This is a genomic window from Kitasatospora sp. NPDC052868, from assembly GCF_044547105.1.
GTDB lineage: Bacteria > Actinomycetota > Actinomycetes > Streptomycetales > Streptomycetaceae > Kitasatospora.
Window position 1 is genome coordinate 1 of the sequence record NZ_JBITZW010000026.1, and the last position, 21,141, is coordinate 21,141.

At 71.9% G+C, this 21,141-nt stretch carries 24 protein-coding genes; 17 read left to right on the plus strand and 7 right to left on the minus strand.

The window, feature by feature from the left end:
- The 11 genes from ACIGZJ_RS30635 to ACIGZJ_RS30685 all read left to right on the plus strand — a co-directional run.
- The coding region (locus ACIGZJ_RS30635; protein ID WP_396460291.1) for a hypothetical protein at positions 1 to 524 on the plus strand (524 nt) is incomplete at its 5' end.
- A 309-nt stretch (positions 525 to 833) separates the two neighbouring features.
- Positions 834 to 4,508: a phage tail tape measure protein gene (locus ACIGZJ_RS30640; protein WP_396460292.1), complete on the plus strand. Its 3,675-nt coding sequence runs from the start codon at positions 834 to 836 to the stop codon at positions 4,506 to 4,508.
- Positions 4,509 to 4,521: 13 nt separating this feature from the next.
- A complete protein-coding gene (locus ACIGZJ_RS30645) occupies positions 4,522 to 5,391 on the plus strand; it encodes a hypothetical protein (RefSeq protein ID WP_396460293.1) in 870 nt (289 codons plus the stop codon).
- A 14-nt stretch (positions 5,392 to 5,405) separates the two neighbouring features.
- The gene (locus tag ACIGZJ_RS30650; RefSeq protein WP_396460294.1) at positions 5,406 to 6,452 is read left to right on the plus strand and encodes a hypothetical protein; all 1,047 of its coding nucleotides are present in this window, start codon (positions 5,406 to 5,408) and stop codon (positions 6,450 to 6,452) included.
- Entirely contained in the window at positions 6,422 to 7,537 is a 1,116-nt protein-coding gene (locus ACIGZJ_RS30655) for a hypothetical protein (RefSeq protein WP_396460295.1), read from the plus strand. The genes ACIGZJ_RS30650 and ACIGZJ_RS30655 overlap by 31 nt, the downstream gene beginning before the upstream one ends.
- Positions 7,537 to 8,001 (plus strand): hypothetical protein, encoded by a 465-nt coding sequence (locus tag ACIGZJ_RS30660; RefSeq protein ID WP_396460296.1) that lies wholly within the window; start codon positions 7,537 to 7,539, stop codon positions 7,999 to 8,001. Before ACIGZJ_RS30655 ends, ACIGZJ_RS30660 begins: the two co-directional genes overlap by 1 nt.
- Positions 8,002 to 8,010: 9 nt before the next feature.
- Positions 8,011 to 8,388, plus strand: coding sequence for a hypothetical protein (locus ACIGZJ_RS30665; RefSeq protein ID WP_396460297.1), 378 nt, complete (start codon positions 8,011 to 8,013; stop codon positions 8,386 to 8,388).
- A gap of 66 nt (positions 8,389 to 8,454) precedes the next feature.
- Positions 8,455 to 10,029, plus strand: a complete 1,575-nt coding sequence (locus ACIGZJ_RS30670) for a GH25 family lysozyme (RefSeq protein WP_396460298.1) — start codon at positions 8,455 to 8,457, stop codon at positions 10,027 to 10,029.
- Positions 10,029 to 10,385, plus strand: coding sequence for a hypothetical protein (locus ACIGZJ_RS30675; protein ID WP_396460299.1), 357 nt, complete (start codon positions 10,029 to 10,031; stop codon positions 10,383 to 10,385). The genes ACIGZJ_RS30670 and ACIGZJ_RS30675 overlap by 1 nt, the downstream gene beginning before the upstream one ends.
- On the plus strand, positions 10,382 to 10,822 hold the full coding sequence (locus tag ACIGZJ_RS30680; RefSeq protein ID WP_396460300.1) for a hypothetical protein: 441 nt from the start codon (positions 10,382 to 10,384) through the stop codon (positions 10,820 to 10,822). Before ACIGZJ_RS30675 ends, ACIGZJ_RS30680 begins: the two co-directional genes overlap by 4 nt.
- Positions 10,819 to 11,187, plus strand: coding sequence for a hypothetical protein (locus ACIGZJ_RS30685; protein WP_396460301.1), 369 nt, complete (start codon positions 10,819 to 10,821; stop codon positions 11,185 to 11,187). Before ACIGZJ_RS30680 ends, ACIGZJ_RS30685 begins: the two co-directional genes overlap by 4 nt.
- A gap of 104 nt (positions 11,188 to 11,291) precedes the next feature.
- Here ACIGZJ_RS30685 and ACIGZJ_RS30690 read toward each other — a convergent pair whose 3' ends face one another.
- The gene (locus tag ACIGZJ_RS30690; RefSeq protein WP_396460302.1) at positions 11,292 to 12,017 is read right to left on the minus strand and encodes a GntR family transcriptional regulator; all 726 of its coding nucleotides are present in this window, start codon (positions 12,015 to 12,017) and stop codon (positions 11,292 to 11,294) included.
- Between the two features lie 239 nt (positions 12,018 to 12,256).
- Between ACIGZJ_RS30690 and ACIGZJ_RS30695 the strand changes: the two genes are divergently transcribed.
- The gene (locus ACIGZJ_RS30695) at positions 12,257 to 12,688 is read left to right on the plus strand and encodes an ATP-binding protein (RefSeq protein ID WP_396460303.1); all 432 of its coding nucleotides are present in this window, start codon (positions 12,257 to 12,259) and stop codon (positions 12,686 to 12,688) included.
- A gap of 102 nt (positions 12,689 to 12,790) precedes the next feature.
- Here the strand turns inward: ACIGZJ_RS30695 and ACIGZJ_RS30700 are convergent, their stop codons facing one another.
- Genes ACIGZJ_RS30700 through ACIGZJ_RS30710 form a run of 3 tightly spaced genes read right to left on the minus strand, consistent with a single transcriptional unit; the run spans position 12,791 to position 15,282 of the window.
- Positions 12,791 to 13,918: a helix-turn-helix domain-containing protein gene (locus ACIGZJ_RS30700; protein ID WP_396460304.1), complete on the minus strand. Its 1,128-nt coding sequence runs from the start codon at positions 13,916 to 13,918 to the stop codon at positions 12,791 to 12,793.
- A 24-nt stretch (positions 13,919 to 13,942) separates the two neighbouring features.
- Positions 13,943 to 14,668 carry a hypothetical protein gene (locus ACIGZJ_RS30705; protein ID WP_396460305.1) on the minus strand — a complete coding sequence of 242 codons (726 nt, stop codon included), beginning with the start codon at positions 14,666 to 14,668 and terminating at the stop codon, positions 13,943 to 13,945.
- A gap of 2 nt (positions 14,669 to 14,670) precedes the next feature.
- Positions 14,671 to 15,282, minus strand: a complete 612-nt coding sequence (locus ACIGZJ_RS30710; protein WP_396460306.1) for a hypothetical protein — start codon at positions 15,280 to 15,282, stop codon at positions 14,671 to 14,673.
- A 207-nt stretch (positions 15,283 to 15,489) separates the two neighbouring features.
- Between ACIGZJ_RS30710 and ACIGZJ_RS30715 the strand changes: the two genes are divergently transcribed.
- Positions 15,490 to 16,686 carry a hypothetical protein gene (locus ACIGZJ_RS30715; RefSeq protein WP_396460307.1) on the plus strand — a complete coding sequence of 399 codons (1,197 nt, stop codon included), beginning with the start codon at positions 15,490 to 15,492 and terminating at the stop codon, positions 16,684 to 16,686.
- Between the two features lie 131 nt (positions 16,687 to 16,817).
- Positions 16,818 to 17,402, plus strand: coding sequence for a hypothetical protein (locus ACIGZJ_RS30720; protein WP_396460308.1), 585 nt, complete (start codon positions 16,818 to 16,820; stop codon positions 17,400 to 17,402).
- Positions 17,403 to 17,512: 110 nt separating this feature from the next.
- Here ACIGZJ_RS30720 and ACIGZJ_RS30725 read toward each other — a convergent pair whose 3' ends face one another.
- Positions 17,513 to 18,064 carry an HNH endonuclease gene (locus ACIGZJ_RS30725; protein ID WP_396460309.1) on the minus strand — a complete coding sequence of 184 codons (552 nt, stop codon included), beginning with the start codon at positions 18,062 to 18,064 and terminating at the stop codon, positions 17,513 to 17,515.
- Positions 18,065 to 18,247: 183 nt separating this feature from the next.
- Here ACIGZJ_RS30725 and ACIGZJ_RS30730 point away from each other — a divergent pair, with 183 nt between their 5' ends.
- The gene (locus ACIGZJ_RS30730; protein ID WP_396460310.1) at positions 18,248 to 18,535 is read left to right on the plus strand and encodes a DUF6300 family protein; all 288 of its coding nucleotides are present in this window, start codon (positions 18,248 to 18,250) and stop codon (positions 18,533 to 18,535) included.
- A 380-nt stretch (positions 18,536 to 18,915) separates the two neighbouring features.
- Here ACIGZJ_RS30730 and ACIGZJ_RS30735 read toward each other — a convergent pair whose 3' ends face one another.
- Positions 18,916 to 19,107, minus strand: coding sequence for a hypothetical protein (locus ACIGZJ_RS30735; RefSeq protein ID WP_396460312.1), 192 nt, complete (start codon positions 19,105 to 19,107; stop codon positions 18,916 to 18,918).
- Between the two features lie 55 nt (positions 19,108 to 19,162).
- Between ACIGZJ_RS30735 and ACIGZJ_RS30740 the strand changes: the two genes are divergently transcribed.
- On the plus strand, positions 19,163 to 19,960 hold the full coding sequence (locus ACIGZJ_RS30740) for a hypothetical protein (RefSeq protein ID WP_396460313.1): 798 nt from the start codon (positions 19,163 to 19,165) through the stop codon (positions 19,958 to 19,960).
- A gap of 5 nt (positions 19,961 to 19,965) precedes the next feature.
- Here ACIGZJ_RS30740 and ACIGZJ_RS30745 read toward each other — a convergent pair whose 3' ends face one another.
- The gene (locus ACIGZJ_RS30745) at positions 19,966 to 20,241 is read right to left on the minus strand and encodes a hypothetical protein (protein ID WP_396460431.1); all 276 of its coding nucleotides are present in this window, start codon (positions 20,239 to 20,241) and stop codon (positions 19,966 to 19,968) included.
- A gap of 359 nt (positions 20,242 to 20,600) precedes the next feature.
- Here ACIGZJ_RS30745 and ACIGZJ_RS30750 point away from each other — a divergent pair, with 359 nt between their 5' ends.
- A complete protein-coding gene (locus ACIGZJ_RS30750) occupies positions 20,601 to 21,077 on the plus strand; it encodes a hypothetical protein (protein WP_396460314.1) in 477 nt (158 codons plus the stop codon).
- The last annotated feature ends 64 nt before the right edge of the window (positions 21,078 to 21,141 follow it).

Sequence of the window (21,141 nt, forward strand, 5' to 3'; positions counted from 1 at the left end):
CCCGCCCGGCCGGGCGGGACATCGAGGCCGTCATCACGGGCGCCACCGCGCGCGAGACCACCGTGCCCCTGTGCCTCGCAGGCGCTCTCCAAGGCGAGTACGAGGCCCTGGAGCGCCAGCTCACCGACTCCGCGAGCCTGGTCGGCGAGTCCCTCGCCGGCAGCCCGCGAGTGCAGGTCGCCTCCCGCATGGAGGAGCTGCGCGCCGAGATGGCCGGACACCTGGTGTCGTTCCGGCTGCGGGCGATGGAGCCTGAGGCCTGGTCCGACCTCCTCGCCGCCCACCCCGGCGCCAACGGCAAGCTGTTCGACCCGGCGACCTTCGGGCCTGCCGCAGTCGCTGCGTGCGCACTGGACCCGGCCATGACGGTCGAGCAGTACCAGCGCCTGGAGAAGCGGCTCAGCCACGGCCAGCGCGAGGTCCTTCTCGACGCCGTGTGGAACCTCAACACGGCGGCGGCTCAGTCCGTCCCTTTCTCGTTGCTCGCCTCCGCGACCGCCGCGGGCCGCACCGGCGAGAGCTAGAGGCGGCCCGTGCCTGGGGCGTCCCCCGTTCCGTCTTCCTCGGCCGGGCCCCGGCGCCCGGGGAGCCGCTGTGGACGGATACGGATCGCGCGTGGGCCCTCGCCCTGCTCCAGGTCGAGGACGAGACCTGCCGCGGGTGCGGCCAGCCGCTCAGCGAGTCCACCGACCCCGACACCGAGGAAGCGTGGACGGCCGAGGTGATCCGCTGCCACGCCTGCACCACCGCCCAGCAGCACAGCGACCGGTTCCAGAAGGACGGCGGCGAACCGGGCGGCGTCCACATCCACGTCCACCGCAGGGAGGCGCGCCGTGACTGAACGCACCGTCAACGTCCGCCTGGACCTGTCCACCACCGGGTTCCGCCGAGGAGCCCAGCAGGCCGAACAGGACAGCCGGCGCATCGCCGCGACCGCCACGTCGGCGGCCGAGCAGACGGAGCGCTCGTTCAACTCCGCGTTCACCGGCACGGCGGCCGCGGCGACCGAGGCCATGCGCGTCCAGCAGGGTGCGTTCGAGCGCGGCGCGCAGACCGCGGTGGCAGCCGGCCGCACGGTCGCGGAGGCCGGCCAGGCCGCGGCTGCCTCCACCGAGCGCATCGCTGCCGCGGCGGCGGACATCCCCGCGACGTTCCGGGCCGCCGGTGCGTCCGCGGCGTCGTCCCTGACGGAGATCTCCAGCTCGGCGCTCGGCGCTTCGCAGGCTCTGTCCCGAACCGGCGCCACCACCGTCTCGATGTCCTCCGCCGCCAGCGAGGCCCTGGCCCGCCTCGCCGGCGCGGCGGGCGGCAGCCTCGGCGAAGTGACGGCCGCGTCCGGCGAGGCGGCGGCCTCGACCCGCTTCGTGGCTACCGCAGCAACCGACATCCCGCCCGCGTTCCGTGCGGCCGCCACCGCGGCCGCCGCCTCCATGACGGAGATCGCGGCGGCGAGCACCCGCTCCTCCTTCGCCATCGGCCAGACCACCACCGCCCTCACCTCCTCCAGCCTCGCCGCCGCGACCGGCGTCGAGCGGCTCTCCCTCGCCTCGCGCCTCGCCCTGTCCGAGACGGCCGCGGCGGCCGGCGTCGTCACCGCCGAGGTCGCCGCCGCGCAGTCCACGATCTGGGGCCGCGCCGGCATGGCGGTCACCGGTTGGGCTGCCGCCACCCGCGCCGGCGTGGGATCCACCGCCAGCGCGATGGTCACTGCCAGCGAGCGCGGCGAGAAGGCGTTCGGGGCCCTGCGCACCGCGGGCCTGGTCATGATCGGCGTGTTCGCCGCGGCCAGCCTCACCGCCGCCAAGTTCGAGAAGTCGATGAGCGGTGTCGCGGCAGTCGCGGACGCCACCGCCGAGCAGATGGGCCAGCTGAGGACCGCCGCGCTGGAGGCGGGTCGGGACACCGCCTACAGCGCCAGCCAGGCCGCGAACGCCGAGGGCGAGCTCGCCAAGGCGGGCGTGAGCGTCGACGACATCCTCGGCGGCGCCCTGCGCGGCAGCCTCGCGCTGGCGGCAGCCGGACAGCTGGACCTCGCCGAGGCCGCCACCATCTCCGCCCAGTCCATGAACACGTTCGGCCTGAAGGGCAAGGACGTCGGACACATCGCCGACGTATTGGCGTCAGGTGCAAACAAGTCGGCGGCCGACGTCCACGGGCTGGGCGAGTCCCTGCGCATGGGCGGCCTGCTCGCCCACCAGACCGGCCTGTCCCTGGAGGACACCGTCGGCACGCTGTCCGCTTTTGCCGATCACGCGTTGATCGGCAGTGATGCTGGGACCAGCCTCAAGACGATGCTGCAGAGGCTCGTCCCGCAAAGTGATGAAGCGCTCCGCATGATGCAGAAGCTGGGCTTCTCCGCCTACGACACCAGCGGCAATTTCGTCGGCCTGACCCAGCTCGCGGGCAACCTGAAGAGCAGCTTCTCGAACCTCACCCCCGAGGCCCGCAACGCGGCCTTCGCCACAATTTTCGGCTCGGACGCGGTGAGGTCCGCGACGATCTTGTACGAGCTCGGCGCCGACGGCATCGACAAGTACCGGACGGCCGTGGACGATTCGGGAGCCGCCTCCCGCATGGCCGCGACTCAGATGGACAACCTGGCCGGCGACCTCGAAGCGCTCAAGGGCTCGCTGGAGGTCGCGCTGATCAACGGCGGCACCGCCGCCAACGACGTCCTGCGCGACATGGTCAAGTGGGTCACCGACCTGGTGAACGCCTACAGCGGGCTGCCCCCGTGGCTGCAGACGACCACCGGCGCCGTGCTGGCCGTCGGGGGCGCCATCACCATCCTGACCGGCAGCCTGATGCTGGCCCTGCCGCGGCTGGTGGCGTTCAAGGCCAGCATCACCGCACTGGCGGAGACGATGCCGCGCATGGCCGCCGCAGCGTCCACCACCATGACCATGCTCGGAGGGATCGGCCTCATCGCGGCGGTCGCCGGCGCCGCCCTGGCCATCTACAGCAGCCACAACCAGAACGCCAAGCAGACCGTCGAAGCCCTGACCGAGGCGGTCAAGAGCGACAGCAACGCCATCGGTGAGAACACCCGCAAGTGGGTGGTCCACAAGCTAGAGACCGACGGTGCCCTCGCGGCAGCCCGGTCGCTCGGCATCAGCACGACGGACCTGACCGACGCCGTCCTCGGCAACGCCGATGCGATGGCGCGCGTGACCGCCGCCTACGAGCCGCTCAAGGAGAAGGCCCTGGCGGCCGCCAAGTCGATGGACGCCAACAAAGTGGCCGGGGAGGGCTGGCTCCAGAACACCCAGAAGGTCGGCGCCGCGATCAACCAGCTGAGCGGCGACGTCCAAAAGGGCGCCGAGGCCGCCCACCGGGAGGCCGAGGCCGCGGGATCCGCAGCGGGCAACACCACCAAGCTCGGCGACGCGGCCAAGGTCACGGCCGGCGACATCGCCGACACCCGCACCGAGGTCGAGAAGCTCAACGACAGCCTCAACTCGCTGAACGGCGCCAACATCAGCGCGACCAAGGCGGCCATCGGCATGCAGTCATCGCTGGCCGACCTCAAGAAGGAGATCAAAGACAACGGCCGAAACCTGGACATCACCACCGCGAAGGGCCGCGAGGTCAAGGGAGCGTTCCTCGACGCGGCGTCGGCCGCCCAGGCCCACGCCGAGGCGGTGATGAAGCAGACCGGCTCGACCGAGCAGGCGATGATCGTCCTGGGCCAGGACGTCGACGCCCTCAAGAAGGTGATGGAGCAAGCCGGCTTCACCAAGGATCAGATCGACAGCCTCACCTCCGCCTACGCCCAAGTCCCGGCAGCCAAGACGACACAGATCACCGACCCGGGCGCCCTGCAGACCATCAAGGACCTGCAGGACGTCAAAGCGAAGATCGAGGACGTCCCGCCCGGCAAGACGATCACCGTGAAGGCGCCGTCCTCAGCTGCCATCCAGGACCTGGCGGCTATCGGGTTCACCGTCGAGGCGATCCCGGGCAGCAAGGACGTCAAGGTCACCGTCCCGGCCAACGACGCGGTGAACGGCTCCACCCGGATCCAGCAGCTCATCAACGGGATCCAGGGCAAAGCCGTGACCGTGGACGTCAACTACCGCTTCCCGGCAGGCCTGCACCGCGCCGGCGACCTGCTGAGCGAGCAGGCCGAGGGCAGCGTCACCCGGTACGCCGCCGGCGGCATCCGGGCAGCCGCCGACGGCTTGTCCACCCGGCAAGCCGGGATCAGCGACCGCGCGATCCTGTGGGCGGAGGCCGGAAGGGAGGCCTACATCCCGCTCGACCCATCCCGGCGGCGGCGCTCCATGATGCTGCTCGGCGAGGTCGCCTCGATCTTCGGCCAGCAGCTCATCCCGGTCGGGCCGACCGCCCGGGACCTGATCCCGGCCCGGTCCCTGAGCACTCCGACTGCCCCGGCGACCGGAGTCGGCGGGGGCCGCGGCGACACCACCATCCACCTCCACGGCGCCCGCCAGTCCAGCGAGGAGCAACTCGCCGACCTGGCGCGCAACCTGCAGTTCGTCACCTGAGAGGAGGTGGGCAGTGGCAGGCTACGTCCCGGGGCAGGCCCTCGGCCGCGCAGTCACGCTCGGCACGCTGCAGCTGGGCCGGGTAGACGCGGCCGGCGTCGCCTGGACGGTCGCCAAGGACGGCCTGCGCGGCTGGGCTGGCGCCGCGGTGCGCACCCAGTACACGGAGCGGGAGGGCGGCCACGGCGTCTGGGCGGGCCCCACCTACCTCGGGGCCCGGGTCATCACCCTGGCCGGCACGATCACCGCGCCGTCCCTCGCAGCCCTCGACGCGGCCGCCGAGCAGCTGTACGCGGCCGTGTCGCTGACCGACACCACCCTGAGCGTCGCCGAGACGATCCCGAAACAGGCCACCGTGCGGAGGTCGGGCGAGCCGCTGGTCGACTACGAGACCGACCGGATCGCCCGGTACTCGGTGATGCTGACGGCCGAGGACCCGCGCCGGTACGCCCTCAACGAGCAGGGCGGGAACACCAAACTGCCGGTCAGCTCGGGCGGGTTGACGCTACCGCTCACCCTGCCGCTGACCATCGCCGCAGGCAGCAGCTCCGGCACGGTCACCCTCCAGAACCTGGGCACGATCACCACGCCCCCCAGATTCATCGTTGGCGGGCCGCTGCCCGGTTTCACGATCCTCGTGCAGTACCCCGACAGCACGGTCCGCCAGCTCACCTACACCGACACCGTGGGCGCGGCCGATGTCCTCGTCATCGACACCGGCGCCCGCACCGTGGTCCTCAACGGCACGGTGAGCCGCCGCCGTTACCTGTCCGGCCAGTGGCCGGACATCCCGCCCGGCCAGACGGTCACGGTCCAGTGGTTCTCCGCCGGGTCCGACCCTGCCGCCCTCCTGTGGGCGTTCGCCCGCTCCGCCTGGATATAGGGAGGACCGACTCCATGGTCTCCACCGACCCGCTCTGGCAGCCCACGCTCACCTACGACGAGGGCGAGCTCCGCCGAATGGACTCGGCCCTGGTCATGGCCGACGGGACCGCGCTCGGGTCCCGCCCCGGTATCCGTCCGGGTGACCCGGGACTCGCCGTCAGCCTGGCCGGTACAGCGGTCAACGTCTCGGCGGGCACGGCCGCCCTGTACCGCTCGGGCCAGGGCGTGTACCGGGCCCAGCTGGCCGCCACGTCACCGGGCTCGCTGGCCGCCGCCAACGCCTCATTCAGCCGCATCGACCTGGTGTACCTGCGGGTCTGGGACACCAGCATCGACGCCAGCGGCTTCCGCAAGGCGGACACCGTGCTGCTCACCGGGACGGCGTCGGCGAGCCCTGCCGTGCCGACGCCTGGCGGCACCGAGATCTTCATCCCGCTGGCCACGATCAACGTGCCGTCAACGGGCGGCGGCGGCACGGGTGCGGCCACCGTCTCCAGCACGATCCGGCAGGTCACCGTCGCCCCGGGCGGGATCCTGCCCGTCTCCAGCGCCGCGGACCTGGCGCTGCCCGGCGTCTATGGCGGCCAGGCCCGCTGGAACGGCAGCCGCTCCGTGGTCGAGTACTGGAATGGTTCGGTGTGGATCGCCCCCGGTGACGCGATCGCCTACACGCCGACCTGGACCGCGGTCACCACCAACCCCACCCTCGGCAACGGGACGTTGGCCGCGACGTACACCAAGGTCGGCGGTCTGGTCACCTACCAGGGCAGCCTCGTCCTCGGCTCGACCTCAAACGGGGGCACCGGCATCTGGGCGATGTCATTGCCGCTCCCGCCGGTCACCGGCGTGGCCGGCGTCCGGGGCGTCGCCAGCTACACCAAGCCGGGGGACAACGAGTACGTAGGCGTGTCGGTCATCACGCCGGCCAGCACCGTCCTGGGGTTCGTCGTCAAGACTCAGAGCACCTACTTCTTCTCCGACGTGAGCAACACCGGCCCGGTCGCCGCCGCGAGCGGCAACACGTTGCTGTGGACGATCCAGTACTGGACGACCAGCTGATGGCGGCCGGGCCGTACGTCCTGAGCTGGTATGCCTGCGACCTGCGGACCGGCGCCGTGGTGGAGGAGCTCCCCGCGCTCGCGCCGACGCAGCCGCTCCAGCGCAGGCTCGGCGCGCCCACCAGCTGCGCCCTCGCCCTCGCGTTGGCCGGTGCGCCGCTGGAGTGGGAGTCGGCCACGGACCAGGGCCGCACCATGCTGGTCGCGACCGATACGACGAGCGGCCAGCCCGTCTGGCCCGGCCTCACCCTCGTGCGCGACGGTGGCTCCGACCCCGTCCTCGACCTGGCGGCCGCCAGCCCCGAGGCCTACCTTGACCGGCGCTACCCCGGCGACTACACCGCCACCGCGACGGACGCCACCACGGTGATGGCCGCTCTCGCCGCGCCGCTCCTCAGCGGCGGCCCCCCGATCAGCATGGACACCGCCCCGTCCGGCCTGCTGATCGACTACGCCATCGCCGACACGGAGGACAAGTCCGTCCTGTCCTGTCTGCAGGAGATCGCGGCGATGGCCGGCGCCCCGGAGTGGACGATCGACGCCGTGTGGGCGGACGCCGCGCAGACCCGGTTCCAGCTGGTCCTGCGCATCCGCCCGACGATCGGCGTGCAGAGCACCAACCCTGGGGCGGTTTTCGACATGCCCGGCTGCATCAGCCGCTACCGGCTCACCGAGTCCTACGAGCGGGGCCGCGGCGCGACCCGGGTCATCGCGCGCGGCGAGCAGACCGCGGGCGGGCGGGCGACCAGCAGCGTGCACACCGACACCGTGCTGACCGCCGCGGGGTGGCCGGTATGGGAGCACCGGTGGACCCCGGCCGCAGGCCTGGCCGACGTCAACCAGCTCGAGCGGCACGCGGCCGAGGCCCTCGCCCTGATGGGCACCGGCTCCCGCGCCTGGTCCCTCGAGGCGGCCGCATCCAGGGCGCCGCGCCTGGGCGCCGACTGGGGCCTGGGCGACAGCGTGCACGTGCTGATCGACTCCTCGCCGCGGCACCCGCGCGGCGCCGAGGCCGTCGCCCGGGCGTACGCCTGGACGCTCGACCCGGGCGCGGACCGAATCTCGCCGATCCTGCTGGAGGACTGATGACGACCCGTCGCGACCAGCTGCCCGACGGGCCGGCTGACCTCGCCCGCAGGATCGGCGTCCTCGAGCGGCGGATCTCCGAGCTCCGCGCCCAGCCCGTCGACCTCACGGCCGCCGACGCCCTGCTGCCGCCGCTGGACGCGGACACCACCCGCTGGCCGCAGACCACGTCCGGCGCGTACACCACGATCTCCCGCTGCTACCAGCTGCGGTGGGGCTCGCAGCTGAGGCTGTGGCTGGCCACCGCGGTCGGCGGCGGCACCACCGGTACCGTCCGCGTCCTCATCGACGGCACCACTCAGTTCGGCCCGGTCGTCGTCGCCGGCCAGGCCTTCGATTACACCGGCCCGCTGCCGTCTTCCATTCCCATCGGCGGCCAGTACCAGATCAGCGTCCAGGCGATCCGCTCCTCCGGGGGCGGGATCGTCAGCGCCCAGGCCCAGCTCATCCGCTCGATCATCTGAGGAGACTCCTTGCGTACCGTCGCCACCCTGTCCGCCCCCGACGTTCCCACCCTGGTCCCGTTCCTGGATGGCTACGCGCGGGACGAGTACCGCGCTGGCCGGGCCGGCGCGATGTCGCCCGACCTGTGGGGGACCTTCGGCGAGCTGTGGCTCCTCGCCGTCGCCCGGCCGCTGCGGGACAGCCCGACCATCGAGTGGGTCGTCTACGCGATCACCAGCGAGGAGGACATCCCGGGCTGGCCGTCCCGCGAGGACGACTACAGCGGCGGCATCCGGGAGGCCCGCGACATCGCCCAGCCCCTCGCCGACGCAGGCTGCACCGTGGTGCTCCGCCACTACGCCAACCTCGGCCTGGCCGCGACCATCACCAACGTCGCCCTCGCCTGAAGGCAGGACCGCCCCGACACGCCCCCGCGCCGCTCGGCCGGGGGCTCTCGCACACCTGGAGACCTGATGCCCCATGCCCGCGGCTACGACCTGTCGGACTACCAGTCAGGCCTGCCGGCGGATGCCGAGTTCGTGTTTGTCAAGGCCAGCGAGGGCGCCCGGACTGAGCAGTCCGGGTACGCGGCGAAGGTGGCGGAGGCCCGGCGGCGCGGGATCCCCCTGGGGCACTACCACTTCCTGCACGCCGAGAACCCGGTCGCCGGTGAGGTCGACCACTTCTGCCGGGTCGTCGGCAGCGTCCCGCCCGGCGAGCTGCTGGTGCTCGACTTCGAGCCGTACGGCCAGCCGGTGTCCGACGCCCAGGCCACCGCGGCCAAGAACACGTGGCTCACCGCGGTGAAGGCCCGCTACCCCGCCAACAGGGTGGGGCTGTACACCAACACCGACTGGTGGCGCCGCACGGACGACAACGCAGGCGACTTCCTGTGGATCGCCGACTACAACGCGCAGGCCGGCTCCCCGCGGATCCAGGCGCCCTGGCGGTTCCACCAGTATGCGGACAGCCCGATCGACACCAACGTCTACAACGGCACGGCCGACGACCTCCGGGCCTGGGCTGGATCGACCACCCCGACAGCCGGGCCCGCGGCCCCCTCCGCTTGGCCCGGCCTGCAGCTGGTCACCCGCGCGCAGTGGGGCGCCCGGCCGTGGCGCGAGCCGAACGGCTCCATCCCGTACTCCCGGCCCCGCGCGGGGGTGAAGGTCCACTACCTCGGTGACGCCTACACGGTCGGGGACCACTCGACCTGCCCGGCCTACGTGCGGAAGCTGCAGGCGTCCCACATGGACGGCAACGGCTGGTCCGACATCGGCTACAGCTTCGTCGTCTGCGAGCACGGCCTCGTCTTCGAGGGCCGCGGACTGTCCCGTCTCAACGGCGCCAACGGCAACACCGACCTGAACCAAATGCACTACGCCGTGTGCCTGCTCGTCGGATCCTCAGGATCCACCGAACCCACCCCCGAGCAGCTCAACGGCGCACGCGACGCCATCGAGTACTGCCAACAGCGCGGCCCCGCCGGACCCGAGATCAGGGGCCACCGCGACGGCTACCCCACCGACTGCCCCGGCGGACCCATCTACGCCTGGGTACAGCACGGCGCCCCCCGACCGAACACCACCACGGCGCCCACGGCGCCCGCACCCGAGGACGACGACGTGCCCTTCAGCGAAGAGGACCTCAGGAAGATCATCCGCGAGGAGGTCGCCCAGACCGTCACCAGCCAGCCGGTGCGCGACAGCATCGGCTACGCAGCCTGGTACCAGCTCCACCCCGAACTCCAGGCCATTCCGGACGCGGTGTGGCAACGCGGACTTCCGCAGGTCGACGGCGACTGGCGGCAGGACCCGGCCGCACCGACCGTGCCCGCCGAGTGGCTGCTCGCCGGCCTGCGGGTGGCACTGATCCGGCAGGCCGCCCAGGACGCCGCCCTCCAGGCGATCACCACCGCCACGGCCGGCATCGACACCGCGGCCGTCGAGGCAGCCGTGAACCAGGCCGTCGGCAGGGTCGAACAGGCCATGGCCGCAGGCGTCGAGATCCACATCACCACCCCCACCACCCCGAAGGAGACCAGCTGATGCCCAAGATCCTCGGCCGCGAGCCCGCCCTTCTCCTGGCCCTGATAGCAGCCATCGTCAACGGCGCACCCGCATTCAACATCAACCTCACCGCCGGCCAGCAGGCCGCCATCAACAGCGTGGCGGCCATGGCCGTCGGCATCGCCGTCGCCGTCATCGTCCACGACGGCCTCGGCGCAGCACTCCTCGGCCTGATCCAGGCCGGCGGTTCACTGATGATCGGCTTCGGCCTCCACTGGAACACCGGACAGCAGGCCGCCGTCATGCTCGTCGCCACCGCCGCAGTCGCCATGTGGACCCGCACCCAGGTCACCGCCCCCCTACCGCCCAAGGCACCCGCCATCACAGCCGGATGAGGTGCGCACCGCTGCGCCGCGGCCGCAAGCGTCTCGGCCGCCGCGGCGCAGCCCTCTCGATCCTCGGCCTCGGCCAGATCTCCTTCGGCGCCGGATACCTCGTCCAGCCGCCCTCCGGAACCGGCCTGGGCCTGCTCCTTGGCCTCGCCCCGATCAACACGTGGGCATGGCTCTGGATCCTCGCCGGCTCCACCACGGTCGTCAGCGCCTGGTTACGGATCGGCCGGGACTGGGCCGGGTTCTTCACGGCCTGCGTGCCGCCGCTGCTGTGGGCCACCGCCTACGGCGTGGCGGCCGCCACCGGCGAGTACGAGCGCGGCATCTGGATCGTGGCCTGGTACCTGACGAACCACGTCGGTATCACCCTGTGGGCGGCGGGCGTGCCGGAGCACTCCCTGCCACGCCGCCGCACCCGACGAACCGGTGGTGATCAATGAGCAGTAGTGACCTGTGGGGCCTGGCCGGGGCCCTCGCGGGCGGGACGACGATGGTCCTCGCAGCCGTTGCCACCGCCCGGGCCACCCGCCACGCCGCCGCGGCCACCGCCGAGGCGCAGCGTGCCGCCGCGCAGGTCGCGGCGGAGCCCGCCCAGCGCCAGGCCGACCTGGAGGCCTTCAAGGCGATCAGGGACGACATGCAGCAGGAGATCGCCGAGCTGCGCAGCAACCAGACCAACCTCACCACGCTGGTGCGCGGCTTCGTTCTCTACGTCTCCGACCTCACCAGCGTGATGCGCCGTCACGGCCTTGAGCCGCCGGCGCCGCCCGACCGGGTGGACGAGTACAACCGAACTGGAGTGTGAATCGTCCGGCCGTGAAACCACCGCGCCCCCGCCCAGCCCGTGCTGGCGGGGGCGGTTTCGCGTGCCCTCAACCCCACAGGCCTGCCTGGTCGTCGGATCAGGGCCTACATCCGGTACAGCAGGGAGCCCCCGTCGCCCCGCACCACGGTGCGCTCCACGTGCACGGGCCGGGCGCCGTCGTCGAAGTAGGTCCGGGTGGCCTCGAGGACCGGTGCGCCGGTCCCGCCGCCGAGCAGCTTCCCCTCCTCGGCCGCGGCCGGGCGCGCCACGACCTCCTCCTCGACGCTGCCGATCGCGATGCCGAGCTCCGCCATCCGCTCCACCACGCCCCGTCCGGCCAGCGGGCCGTCCTCGGGCAGCATCACGGCCGTCTCCCCGACCACCGTGTACGGCTCCCAGCACGTCGTCAGCCGCACCAGCGCCCCGCCCGCCCGGTACTGGTAGAGGCTCTCCACCACCCGCTCGCCGGGCTCGATCCGCAGCGCCGTGGCGACGACCCGTTCAGCGAGGACGGGCTGGCTGCGCACGGCCCAGTCCCCCAGCCGCCCGGCCGACCGCTCCTGGTCGCGTAGCAGCACCATCTGCGCCCCGCCGTCGCCCCGGTCGACGCGGGCGATCCGCCGGCGGTCCGTGGTGCGGCGCACGAACATCCCCGCGCCGGGGTGGCTCTCGAGGAGCCCCTCGCCGATGAGGATGCGGCGGGCGGCGTGCAGGACGCTGTCGGAGGCGCCGTAGTGGGCGCACAGCTCCTTGTGACCGGGGATCCGCTGGCCGGGGAGCCACTCGAGGTCGTCGACGATGCGGTGACGCAGGTCTGCGGCGATCTCCACGTACCGATGAGAGGACGGTCGCTCGATCGGCACAGGCAGCCCCCTACATCCTGCGATGTCCCTCAAGTGGGGACAGTTTTCCCATGTAGTTGGACAGCATCACCGCTGGTGCGAGAAGCTGCAAAGCGTTGCGCAACAGCTCACACCTTGTGATGATCTCGTGTGCTCAGTGTCGGCTCTGGAGTCCCAGCCCAGACACCGGCCGCAAGGTAGCCGGGTGATCGTATCGGAGGGGGCCGGTGGACACAGGGGACGTCGCTGAGGAGCTGCTGCTGCAGTGCACGGCGGAGTCGGTGCGCCTCGCCCGGGAGTTCGTCCGCCACTGCCTGGCCGTCCTGCGCCCGGCGACACCTGCGGAGAAGGTCTACGACGCCGGGCTGGTGGCCTCGGAGCTCGTCACGAACGCGCTGCGCCACCGGCCGCGTTCCATGGCGATCCGCGTGGTGATCTCGGCCTCGAGATGCCGCATCGAGGTGGCTGACGACGGGCGCAGCGCCGCCTCGCCGCCGGAGGCCAGGGTCCGGAGGGAGCCGCGGCTGGGGTTCGCGGTGATGGCCGGGCTCGGCACCCTGGGGCACGCCCTGGACGCCGACGGCACCGTGTCGTGGGTGGACCTCGCACTGGGCGGCGGCCGGACTACTTTGACGAATGCCGGGCCTACGTCAAAGTAATGTCTTGCTCTTGATCGCTAAGCGGCTCGACGCCGCGTGCAGTCCCTGCCGAACCTCTTGAGCCAGGCCTCGCCGTGCTGCCGCGCCCGCCTTCTTCCTCAACTACAAGCCCTTCTCCTGTTGTTCGGCTCGCCTGAGTGCCGCGTAGACGGTCGGTCGGCTGACGCCGAGCGACGCGGCGACCGCGGTGAGGGTCTCGCCCTGGTCCAGGCGGCGGTGGATGTCGGCGGCGTCCTCGTTGGTGAGTGCCCGCTGGCCGGTGGCCGGCTCGGTGCCGCGGGCGATCGCGCCGCCGCGGCCGAGCCCCTGGAGGGTGGTGGGCACGGGCCAGCCCTGCTGCCCGCGGTGCTGGGCGTTGAGGCGCCGGGACCAGGTGGCGTAGCTCAGTTCCAGGCCCCTGCGGGTGATGCGCATGCCCGGCGGGATGAGCCGGGAGCCCTCGGGGAGGTCTGCGGTGGTGGGGTGGAGCGTGATGAGGAGGGCCTGGTTGGCGGCCGCGTCCGCGCCGGCGCTGAGGTGTTCCTGGATGACGGCCCGGCGGACGGGTAGCCAGAGACCGAGCGCCGCGCGGACGTTCTCGGAGAGCGGGAACGTCTCGGTCCACGCCTCGGTGCGCCCGGGCAGGTTGATGGTGAGGGTGATGGCGCGGTGGTCGTCGGCGAGGTCGGTGGTGTCGGCTGCGGCCAGGCCCTCGCACGTGGAGCCGGTGGCCCAGAGCAGCTCCACTGCGAGCAGGTTGCGGAGCCTGAAGGGCTCCCAGCGCGGGTGGGAGGCCGGGTCGCCGAGGGCGCGGCGCAGGACGGTGTGGCCCGTCTGGTCGAGGGGGGTGCGGGTGTGCTTGGTCCAGGGCTTCTTCCCGCGCTCCTGCCACCAGTACGGGGGGTGGCCGGCGATGCGGTTGACCTCGGCAAGGCCGTCCATGAGGTGGCGCTGGGTAGCGGTGGTGAGGGGCCGGCCGTAGGGGGCGCTGGTGCGGTAGGCGCCTGTGACGGCGCGCCCGAGGACCGTGTCCGGCTGGTCGGGGTGGCCGATGACGTCGGGTGCCATCAGGGCTTGCAGGCTGCGGAGTTGGGCCGGGGTGCAGTCCCGGCCCGCCCGCTTGAGCAGGCTGATCACGGTGCCGACGCGGTTGATCCGGGTCAGCGAGGTGGCGACGGTCGGATCCTGGGCGGCCCTGCGGTGGAGGGCGTCCAGGTCGGCCAGGATCGGGTCGGGTACCTTCGTCGTCATGCCCACCAGGGTAGGCCCGGGGTCTCAGCCAGCGTGCTGCCGAGCGCGGACGTAGCGCTCCCTGGCCTCCTGGAAGTCTTCACTCGTCCCACCCCGGTCGGGGTGGGCATCAGCCATGGCCCGCTTGAGTTCGCACAGGTCGTCCGGCTGCTCCCCGATGCGCTCCGGCAGGGGAGGCGGATTGAGGTGGAGGCGGAAGTCGTCCTCCCACCAACCGCGGCTGCGGTTGGCCACCTCCCCCGCCGATTCGATCGCCTGCCGGTCGACGTAGCGGAGGCGGTCGCGCCGGTCGAGGTAGTAGATCCGCCGGTCGGTCTTCTTGGTGATCGCGAAGCTGACCAGCTTCTGCTCGCCGTCGCGCAGGACCAAGGCGTACAGGAACTCCCGTACCGCGCCCGGCCCGGCCTTCCCGGGGCGCTGCTCGCGCTTCGCCGTGTTGATGCGGCGCAGGGCGTCCGAAGCGACACCCTCGACGCGGAACGCGAGGGTCGGGCCTTCGGATGCGAGGGCCGCGGCGGCCGCCCGGGCGGCAGCCACAGCACGGTCCTCGGTGTCCTCCCACCCGTGGGCCGGGTCCTCCTGGCCGAAGGCCTTCGCCGCCCAGAACCAGCGCTTCCCGCTTCGGCACCGACCCCAATGGATCAGCTCCCAGGCGTCGTTGGCGTGCGCCGCGCACTCCGGATCCCGCTCGTGTCCGCGGGGGTGATCCCAGCAGATCATCGCGCCCGCCCGGGGTTCTGTGGTGGCCATGGTCAGCTTTCGTCGGTGAGGCGGTAGACGGCGCGGTCGGGGTCGGTTTTGACGATGAAGCCGGTGGCGGCGATCCGCCGCAGCACGGCGCGGGTGCGCTTCTTGTCGACGTGGTGCTGGCTGGCGCTGTGGAAGGCCTTCATCGCGCGGTCGGCGTCCCAGGTGCCGCCTTCACTGTCGATGGCTTCGGTCAGAGCGGCCTGCTGGGTGGCGTCGACTATCGCTTCTTCGAAGACCTCGATGAGGTCGGCGGGCATGGTGTAGCCGGCGACCTGGCCGAAGCCTGGGCCTTGGGCTTCGATGGGGGGCTGGATGGTGTCGGGCCACCAGCCGAGCCGGATGCCGCGTTCGAGGGCGGTGCGCAGGGGGCCGCTGTGGCCGCGCAGTCCCTTGCCGTCTTCGCGGAGGAGGCTGGCGGGGACGGTGCCCATGTGGAGGACGGCCTCGCGGACGATCTTCTGGGCGCGCGGCGGCAGGATGTTCCAGTACTTCTCGGCGCGCTCCAGGGTCCAGGTGTTGTCGACGTGGACCTCGACGTGGGTGTGGTGGTTGGCGAGGAGGGCGAGGAGATCCTCGCGGAACTCGGGGGTGGGGTCTTCGACGATAAGCCTCACGAGCGCTCCCGTTACATCAGACGTGTATAGACGGCGGACAGACGTTAGCGCGCTGACCCCACGTCAGTCCACGTCTATCACTCGTTTGTGTAGACCGGCAGGGCCAGCCTGCCTGTAGGAATCCACAAAGACTGCGTCGTGTATCGAATCGATACACGTGAGGGTGTACCGTTTCGACAATCAGAAATCTGACGTGGGAGGGGCGGAATGGAGCACGACGGCGACGTCATCGAGGCGGAGTTGACGGACCACGAGCACCGGGTCGGCGGGGAGGTCGCGGCCCGGCCGGTCGCCGACGTCCACCGGGCGGCCGCCGAGCACTTCAGCGACCAGCGCGAGCGGGACATCTACGGCGAGCAGGGCCACGCCCGCAACCAGGAGCACGCCCGGCGCGCCGAGAACCGCCGCAGGCTCCTCGTGCCGGCCAACACCACGGCGGCCTACGCCCAGGGCGTGGCCGCGTGGAACCGCTTCGCCGAGGCGGAGGACCTGCCCGCGTCCACGGCGGCCTGGCCCAAGCAGGCGACGCTGGCTCTGTACGTGGACTGGCTGCTCGACCACGGCCGCATCCTGCCCGGCCGAAACGGCACCACGGGATACAGCGCCGAGACCGCGTCGAGCCTGCTGTCCGGCGCGATCCACGGCCTCACGGAGTCGGGCCGCGCCGTCGGCTACCGGCCGGAGACCAAGCCCGCGTGGAAGCACCTTGCGCAGCGCACCGCCGCCACGCCGGACGGCGACGACGAGGTGAAGCCCGTCGCTCCCGGCCGGGGGCAGGCGAAGGCCATCTCCGAGGCGGCCATGCGGGAGGCGTTCGAGCAGCTGGACGCCACCACGGTCACGGGGCGCCGGGACCGGGCGATCCTCGCGGTGGGGTGGTGCGTGTTCGCCCGGTCGGTGGAGCTGGCCGGCATGCGGGTGCGGGACATCCAGCTCGGAGAGATGGACGGCTCCGTCACCCTGGGAGTCCACATCCGCACCGGCAAGACCCGGTTGTCCGTGCGCGACGTCCTGCTGGAGCCGTGGACCCACCCGGTGGAGCGTCTGGCCATCGAGGCCTGGGCCGCCTACCGCCACGACCTGGCGGCCGCCGGCCCCGCGCCGGACAGCCACGCCTTCCGCGGGCTCTACCGGGGCACCGGCCTCACCCGGTCCGGCATCTCCTCCGAAACGATCAGCAACGTCGTGGAGGCGGCGTGCGGCACCACCCAGCACGGTATCCGCGCCGGGGCGGCCACCGCCTACTACGCGGACGGGATGGAGCGCGAGGAACTGGCCCGGCGGGGCGGATGGACGGTCAACTCCGCCGAGATGGCCAAGTACATCCGCCAGGCCGACATCCTCACCCGGATGCGGGCCAGCCGCGCGGCCGCCCAGCAGACTGGTACCGACCAGAACCAGTAGGGGGACCAGCCATGGCCGGTGCACACGAAGAGGCCGCAGCGGCCTGGTACGAAGGCCGAGCGCCTTGAGTACCTGTTTCTGACCATCAGAAGCAGGCCATGACCCACCATCAACCACATCGAGGGGAACCGATGACGACCTACCAGACCACCGCCGTCCCGGGGAAGCTCCAGCCGGCCGCGCCGCTCGACCCGGCCGCGCTGCGGGAGCTGTCCCGGCACGCGAGCGAGGTGCTCTCGCCCGCGGGGCTGATGGAGGACGCGCCGCCGCTGGCCGAGGCGGGCGCGCACCTGTCGATCGCGCTCAGCGCGTTCAACGCGCTGCTCACGCCTCGCGCGGACGCGAACCGGCTTGCTGACGCCGAACACGCGCTGGACCACCTGCACCGGACCACCAACCACGTGCGCGAGCACCTGGTGGAGAGCGTGCCCGAGGTGAAGCGCGAGGCCCGGCACCAGGGGAGGGTCAACTCCTGCCGCGAGGAGGGCCTGGCAGTCGTCGCCTCTCTCACCGCGGAGTTGGTACTCGGCCCCGGGCGCCGGATCACGGTTCGCCTGACCGACGGCGATGCCTACCAGAGCGTGCGGATCGAGGAGGAGGGGCAGCCAGTACGGACATGGCGGCTGTCCGGCCGGGACCGGCTGGAGCTGCACCACGGCATGCACGAGATCGGCCGGATCGTCCGGCTGATGCTGCGGGCGGAGGAGGGCCGGTGAACGCCTGCTCCTGAACCCCCGGCGCAGTTCCGTTCGGCGTACGTATGCCCGGCCCGCAACCGCCCCTTTCGACCCGTTCGTCGCGGTGCGGCGGCCCGACGGCTGGGGCTCTATGCCTCGTCAGCAGGCGGGTCGAGCGGCTGGGCAGCCGCCCAACGCCGGACGAACTCGTTGCCGACCGGGGTGAACCGGAAGACCTCCAAGGCCTCGACGGGCCCGAACGACATTTGCCGCCAGGGAACCTGCTCGAGATAGCCGTCCTGGAGCAGGTACATCAGGTGGAACGTCGACCCGGGCCCGAGCGCGAAGGCGGGCGGATCGGCAGGATCAGGGACGGAGCCAATACGCAGGCCCCGGGCATGAACCTCGATGAGGCGCCGTTCCAGATCACCGTAGCGGCTGTTGAGGATGGCGAGGTTCGCCTTGTACTGACGCAGGGACCTTCGGTCGATCTGGTCGGGACCGTTGCCCTTGCGACGGTGGCACGTTGGGCAGAGCGCGATGAGGTTCTCGAAGCGGTGTTCCTGCACCTTGGCCCAGTCGTCGATGTGCTCGATGTCGACAGGGTGCTGGCGGCAGGAGGGTATGGCGCAGCGGTGGCCGGCTTCGACGAGGACCCGGCGGCGGAGTTCTGCGGGGATGGCGGGGCGTCCTTCGGGCATGGCGGAAGCCTACGGTCCGTGGGCGTGTACGGGGGGGCCGAACGCTTAGGCGTCCGACTCTCAGCGCCGGCTTGTCCGGGGGCCTGGATGGCGTTGCTGGCCAGGGTCCTCTGCGCGGTCGAGATCTTGACTGTGCTGCGGGCTGGACGGATGCTTGGCGTCCCCCGATGCGCTGGAGGGCATATGCCGCAGAAGTTGTTCACGTTTCTGACGAGCGCCGAGGCGGAGTGCGGGCGCTGCCAGGGCGCTGTGCTGCTTGCCGTGTCGGTACCGGTCGGTGACGGGGTGGAGCTGAGGCTGTGCGCCGGCTGCGATGCCGGAGCCGGCGCGGGCGGGGAACTCGTTGCCTACTACCTGGCCGAGGACTTCTCCGATGGCCGGCTGGGCCCGTTGACCGTGGCGTGGATGTGCGAGGCGATGGCTGCTCAGGGTTGGCGCCAGATCCCGCACTCGGCGCCGTCTCTTAACTGATCCCGATCGGGACGCCGAGGAAATCGCCGCTGCGCAGCATATGGACTCCAACGTTCCGCAGGCGTAGCGTTCGGCGCCATGAGGGTGGTCGCCCCGGCGTCAGGCTGTTGGGGTCGGGTCCCGCAGGTGGCCGGTGCGCCCGCCGGCCACCATGGTGCCCCGCCGTGTCCCAAGCGTGGCGGGGCATCTTCATGTGCGTGCTGATCTGCAGGTTTCCGGCTACAGGGGCCTTGTGGGGCGTGGCCGGTTCGGCCTAGGGTCTCGACCATTCCGGTTGTCCTCCCACGGCTGCGCCCCCACCGTCGTGCCGGTGGGGGCGCAGCAGCCAAGGCCGTGGCCGCCCGTTCTTCCGGCTCCGCTCCCCTGTCGACTGCTGTCCCTTACTTGGCGAGGTGGTCCAGGGCGAGGTGCAGCAGGGGGCGGTGTGCGGTGTAGAGGGTGCGTCCGGCGGCGGTGATCGCGGCGTCGAGCTGGTCGAGGGAGCCGAACGGCCACCAGGCCGCGCCGACGGCGTCGTCGGCGGCCACCGCTGTTACCTGGGCGGGCAGCTGGTACGGCTTCGGGGGGCGCACACCGACTTTCCTTGTTTGTCAGGCTCAGCCTGACAAAGGGGGGTAGCGTAGAGACATGACCGACACGAAGCCTGCGACGCCCCAGCTGTCTCCCCACGACGAGGCGGTGGTGGCCGTGGCCGAGTCCGCCCGCGTCGTCGCCGAACTCGCCCGCGGCTTGGTGCCCGCGGTCTACGAGGAGCGCCGCTCCGACCCGGCCTGCTACCTGCGTGACGTCCTGACGATCCGCGACCAGTTCCTCCCCACCCTGCTCGCGCGCGCGGTGGTCGCCAGCCGCGAGTGCGGAGCGACCTGGGAGCAGATCGCTGAAGCGGCCGGGATGAAGCGCCAGTCGGCGCACGAGAAGTGGGCGCCGGAAGAGGCGGCGTGGGTGGAAGGCGGCCGACGGGGGCACAGCCGGGGCGAACCCGTGGACGCGCTGTGGACCGCGGCCCGGTTGGACGAGTGGTACGCCCGCGGCCGCGACGGCGGTGACGGCATCGTCACCGGCCCGCGCGGGGTGCGCGCGGTCACCGATGGCCTGGACGCCACGGACCGGCCGGAGCGGGAATGGGAGGAGGATCGCCCCGAGCGTCCGGCGACCGTGGCCGCGATGCGCGCCGCACTCGCCCACTACAGCGACCACGAGTGGGGCGACCGGCCTCTGCGGTACCTGCTCGCGTACCCGCCGGCGGATCTGCTGGCCGACGCGATGGAGTGGGGGTGGTCGGATCCGCGCGTCCGCGACCACCTCGCCGACGCCCTCGCCCGGCACCTGACGTACGGGCGGCACGGGTGGCCTGTCGATGGGGACGACATCGCCCGAGACCAGGTGCTCGCGGAGATGATCGCGGGCGACCGCAGGCACCCCTAGTTCTCCTACTCGTCGGGTTCGTCGCCGTTCCCGGCCTCGGCCGGGTCGCGCAGCGGACGCAGGCTGCCGCCGGCCGGGGCGGAGTGCCGCAGCGGGGAGAGGCGGGCGACGTCCTCGTCCGGCACCGGGTGCTCGCGCTGGTCAGCGGGCAGGGTCAGATGTACGGGGTGATGGGCGTCGCGGATGGCGTTGGCGACGCTCGCCAGGTTGTCGGTCTGCGGGCGGACGTCGAAGTCGTACGGGTCGCCGTTTGCGGCTGGTGACAGCGCTCCTACCGGCACCCCGGGTTGTCGGCGTGCCGTGCGATGGACTGCGGTTCGCGGGACCGCTCCCCCCTCCACATTCGGGTCTTCCGGTTTGCCGGAGGGTTTGGCTATGCTGGCCGCCTACGTTCGGACCGTCACCTGATCAGGGGTGTCGGTCCTTTCGCGTTTTCGGGCCGGGTAGGGTGCCACCCTACCTATTTGATATTGCTTAAGCAATAGACTTGTGGGATGGTGATGGTCGGCTCCATCCGACCGAACCCCCTTGCTTGAGCAATAGACAGATGGGAGACACTGGCGTGGACACACCCCGCTCGCGCCCGCCCGGCAGGCCCAGGACCCCGGAACGGCGCTCCCCGCCGAATCGAGGACACCACGTGCCCAAGGGCCCGACCGACCCCCGTACCCTGCGCGCGAAGGTCAAGCTGGCCGTCGCCGCCCTGCGGGAGCACGACCAGGACGAGCTGGCCGACGCGGTGGCGGAGTTTCTGCAGCTGAAGACCACCAAGCCGCAGGACAAGCCGAACCTGCCGATGTACATGTCCAGCGCCACGTGGGAGCGGGCGAAGGCCGCCGTGGCCGCCGAGGGCCGCACCATGGAGGACGAGGTCGAGGCCGGCTACACCGCGCTGCTGTCCGGCCGGTGGGTCCCGGACCGCCACCCGCGCGCCCGGCACGGCTCCGGCGCCTCCGCCGCGAAGACCACGAAGAACGTGCGGGTGGCCACCGAGCGCACCGAGCAGGTCGCCGCGTACGTGGCCGCGCACGCCGAGGCATGGGGCTGGTCCCCCTCCCCGGCGCAGGTCGGCGCTGCATGGCTGGAGGCCAAGCACGGCTCGCCCAGCCGGGACTGACCCGCCCGCACCCTACTCAGGGCCCGCACCGAGCTCGTCCCGGTGCGGGCCCTTCGCGTTCCCC